Here is a 3,538-nt window from a genome sequence, read left to right as displayed (position 1 = left end):
CAATTACTAACGCTGATTCTCTTGATTATCATGTTGGAGTTCCATTTTATATTATAAATAATAACATTTACCCTGAGCTCAAATTTTGGACACACTTCTTAAAATCTGGTTCTGGTGAAATATTAAATACTGTTGGGTTTATGTTAAAAGCAGAACAATTTCCTTCTTTAGTTCAATTTTCAGGAATATTAAGCATATTTGGCATATTAACAAAAAAAAAAATCACCAAAAAAACAAGTATTTTTCTTCTACTATTTTTAAGTTGCCCAATGCTTATTTTACTTGTCAGCAGTGCTAAACCTCAATTAAACTATATAGGATCTTCTGCACTAGTTTTTTCAATAATTTTTTTATCTGATTTAAAAAATTTTAAATCATTAAATTTAATTGTTTTTGTATTAATACTAATATTTGCATCGATTAATGCTAAATTTTCTTTTGCATTAAGTGCATCAATTTTTTGGATTAGTCTTTTTTATTACTCATTTTTAAACAAAAAACATATAAAGTTTATTTTGTATTCAATATTAATTTCTTTGATAATTTTGGCCCCAAAAATTTATTTTAAGTTTCATACATATGAGATGAGTTTTTTTGATTCTATAATAAAACCTTTGCCATTAAATCTTTATGGTTACGAACAACTTTATCAATCACTAACTTCTTGTGGTTACAAAGGTTGTTTTCCTTATTGGTTATTTATTCCACCAAGCTTGGGAACAATTTTGGAAACATTAGGAATAGGTTCTGCAATTATTTTATTTATTAAAATAAAAAAAAATTTTAGACAAAATTTAATATTTTTTTTTATTATAGTATATGTAATTTTGGCTTTTAAATTTGGACAAAATAATCCTAGATGGTTTTTAGAAGTTTTTGTTTGGTTAATTTTATTGACCTACAGATATGGATTAATAAATAATATCTCTTATAAATTTTTTTTAATAGGAACAAAATTACAATCTTTGGCGGTTATTTTTATTTTACTTTATGGAATTTTCACACTCTCTATAGGTTCTCTATCTCAAAGTCTAAGAGAGAAAGTATTAATTAATTCTGCAAACGGATATGAGTTATTTAAGTGGTCAAATTCAAAATTGGATCACAACGATATATTGATATCTACACACAGATCTTTCTCATTAAGCAATGTAAAAACAATACCGGGAGATATTTTTTATTACATAGATATTAAAGATAAAAGATCAAAAATACATTTTGATGAAATTAAAAAAATAAATCCAACTCACATTTTGTTTTATGATGATAAAAAAAATTATAATAAACTGGAAAATTGCATAGGTAAATTATTGTACTATAAGAAAAATGTAGGAAAATTTACAGCAAGAAATCCTTTCAATAAAAGACAAAAGTATTATGACGGATATATCTATGAATTTAAAAATGAAAAATTACCAAATTGCATTTATGATATTAAAGAAAAATAAAATTTTAATAATTTTCAATAAATTTCTTTAAACTTCCTTCTAAAGTTTCCATAGGTACAAAATTAGTATCTCTTTTAATCTTTTGAAGATCTGGACATCTTCTTAGTGGTTCGTTTGAAGGATAAATTTTTGGGTATTTAATTTTTTTAATTTTAATATTTCTGATAAACAATTTTTTTAATTTTTGAGATAAATAATTCATATTTATCTCCTCTTTATCGTTACCTACGTTATATACTTGACCTATTTTACCAGTACAAATTACTTTCAAAAAACCTACCATAGCATCTGTGATATAACAGAAAGCTCGGGTTTGCTTGCCATTACTATATACTGTTATAGGCTTGTTATTTTTTATTGCTCTAACAAACTTAGGTATTACTCTATCGTCATTTTTATTCATTGTAGGTCCAAAAACATTAAAAGGTCTTATTATTTTAACTTTAGTATTATGATACTCTTTGTAAATGTAACATAAAGTTTCACCAACTCTTTTTCCCTCATCATAACAAGATCTTGGACCAAAAGAATTTACATTTCCATAATAACTTTCTTTCGTTGGAATATTTTCTTCATTTGGATTTCCATAAATTTCACTTGAGCTAAAAAAAATAAACAAACTTTTATTTTTTTTTGCATAATCTAAATATTTTTTAGCACCAAGGTAAGATACTTCGAGAGCTTCTAACGGATATTCTTTATAAATTGTTGGACTAGCAATTCCAGCTAAGAATATAATAATATCGTATTTTTTTTTTGGTTCAAAATAAATTATATCTTGTGAATAAAACTTTATTTTTTTGTTTTTGAAATGATTTTTTTTATCAGAAGAGATATTATTATCTACACAATCTAAATTAAAATCAACTTTTTTTTTATTAAGTAAAGAAAAATATTCTAAAAAGCTTCTTCCCAAAAAACCATCTGATCCAAGTAATAAAATTTTTTTTTTAGAAAAAAACTTATTTTCTCTATCAGTAAGTTTTTTGAAAATCTCAGTACTATCTTTATATAATTTTGTATCTATTTTTTTCATAATTAAAAGTATATAGTATGTCTGAAAAGTTGCTTATATATCAAAAAACTTTATCATCAAGCCAAATGAATAAAATAATAACAATAATATCTCCATGCTATAATGAGAGAGATAATATAAAGATTTTTTACAATAAAATTCAAGAAATTTTTAACACACGTCTAAAGAATTATAATTATGAATTAATTATTGTTGATGATAATTCAAAAGATGGATCTGATAAAATTTTAAAAGATCTAGCCGCAAGTGATCCTCAATTAAAAATTATAATTAATAATAGAAATTATGGAGTACATAAATCAACATTTAATGCAATAAAATATTCAAATGGTGATGCATTAATACCTATGTTGCCAGTTGATATGCAAGACACACCTGAACTAATTATAGATTTTATAAAAAAATGGGAAGATGGTTACGATATAGTCTATGGAATAAAAAAAAAGAGAAACGAGTCTTTTATTTTGAGAAATTTTAGAAATTTATACTATTTAATAGTCAACAAGATTTCTAACATTGAAATACCTCCATATGTTGGGGAGTTTCAATTGATTGAAAAAAAACTTTACAAGGAACTATTGAGCTATGATGACTATTATCCATACACAAGGGGTATAATTGCAAATTTGTCATCTAATTCAATTGGCGTCGAATATACTTGGCAAAAGAGAATTCATGGGAAATCAAAAATGGATTTATTTAAACTTTTTGATTTAGGCATAAATGGTTTAATTTCTTTTAGTAATTTTCCCATTAGAATATTTACTATCTTTGGAATTTTAATAGCATCAGCAAGCGTTATGTTTATTATATTTCAATTATTTACTCATTTTTTTATTGATGGTAGAATGAATACTCCAGGTATATCTACATTAATTGTTGCTTTATTTTTCTTTTCAGGAATACAATTGTTATTTTTGGGTATAGTAGGTGAGTATATATCAGCTATTCACAGTCAAGTTCGAAAACCTAAGAATAATGTTATAATTAAAGAAAAAATTAATATTGAATAATTTAATAATAAAATAAATTAATAAAGATTTTACAATCTTCT

At 23.8% G+C, this 3,538-nt stretch carries 3 protein-coding genes; 2 read left to right on the top strand and 1 reads right to left on the bottom strand.

Features of this window, described 5'->3' with window-relative positions:
• Window positions 1–1,448, top strand: a 1,448-nt coding sequence (locus tag ACTTA5_RS07515; RefSeq protein ID WP_440649161.1) for a DUF1420 family protein, incomplete at its 5' end; no start/stop codon positions are given.
• 4 nt (window positions 1,449–1,452) lie between these two features.
• Here ACTTA5_RS07515 and ACTTA5_RS07510 read toward each other — a convergent pair.
• On the bottom strand, window positions 1,453–2,484 hold the full coding sequence (locus ACTTA5_RS07510; RefSeq protein WP_440649159.1) for an NAD-dependent epimerase/dehydratase family protein: 1,032 nt from the start codon (window positions 2,482–2,484) through the stop codon (window positions 1,453–1,455).
• A gap of 65 nt (window positions 2,485–2,549) precedes the next feature.
• On the opposite strand from ACTTA5_RS07510, the gene ACTTA5_RS07505 reads away from it, so the two are divergent.
• Window positions 2,550–3,497 (top strand): glycosyltransferase family 2 protein, encoded by a 948-nt coding sequence (locus ACTTA5_RS07505; RefSeq protein WP_440649157.1) that lies wholly within the window; start codon window positions 2,550–2,552, stop codon window positions 3,495–3,497.
• The last annotated feature ends 41 nt before the right edge of the window (window positions 3,498–3,538 follow it).

Origin of the sequence: Candidatus Pelagibacter sp. HIMB1521, from assembly GCF_052047875.1 — a bacterium.
In the GTDB taxonomy this organism is placed as follows: Bacteria; Pseudomonadota; Alphaproteobacteria; order Pelagibacterales; family Pelagibacteraceae; genus Pelagibacter.
Note: the sequence above shows the minus strand (reverse complement) of the source record. Positions and strands in the feature narration are given on the sequence as shown.

What these genes read in the sequence shown, in the direction of transcription:
- ACTTA5_RS07510 (WP_440649159.1), bottom strand. Translation starts at nt 2,484, where the DNA reads ATGAAAAAAATAGATACAAAATTATATAAAGATAGTACTGAGATTTTC.
- ACTTA5_RS07505 (WP_440649157.1), top strand. Translation starts at nt 2,550, where the DNA reads ATGAATAAAATAATAACAATAATATCTCCATGCTATAATGAGAGAGAT.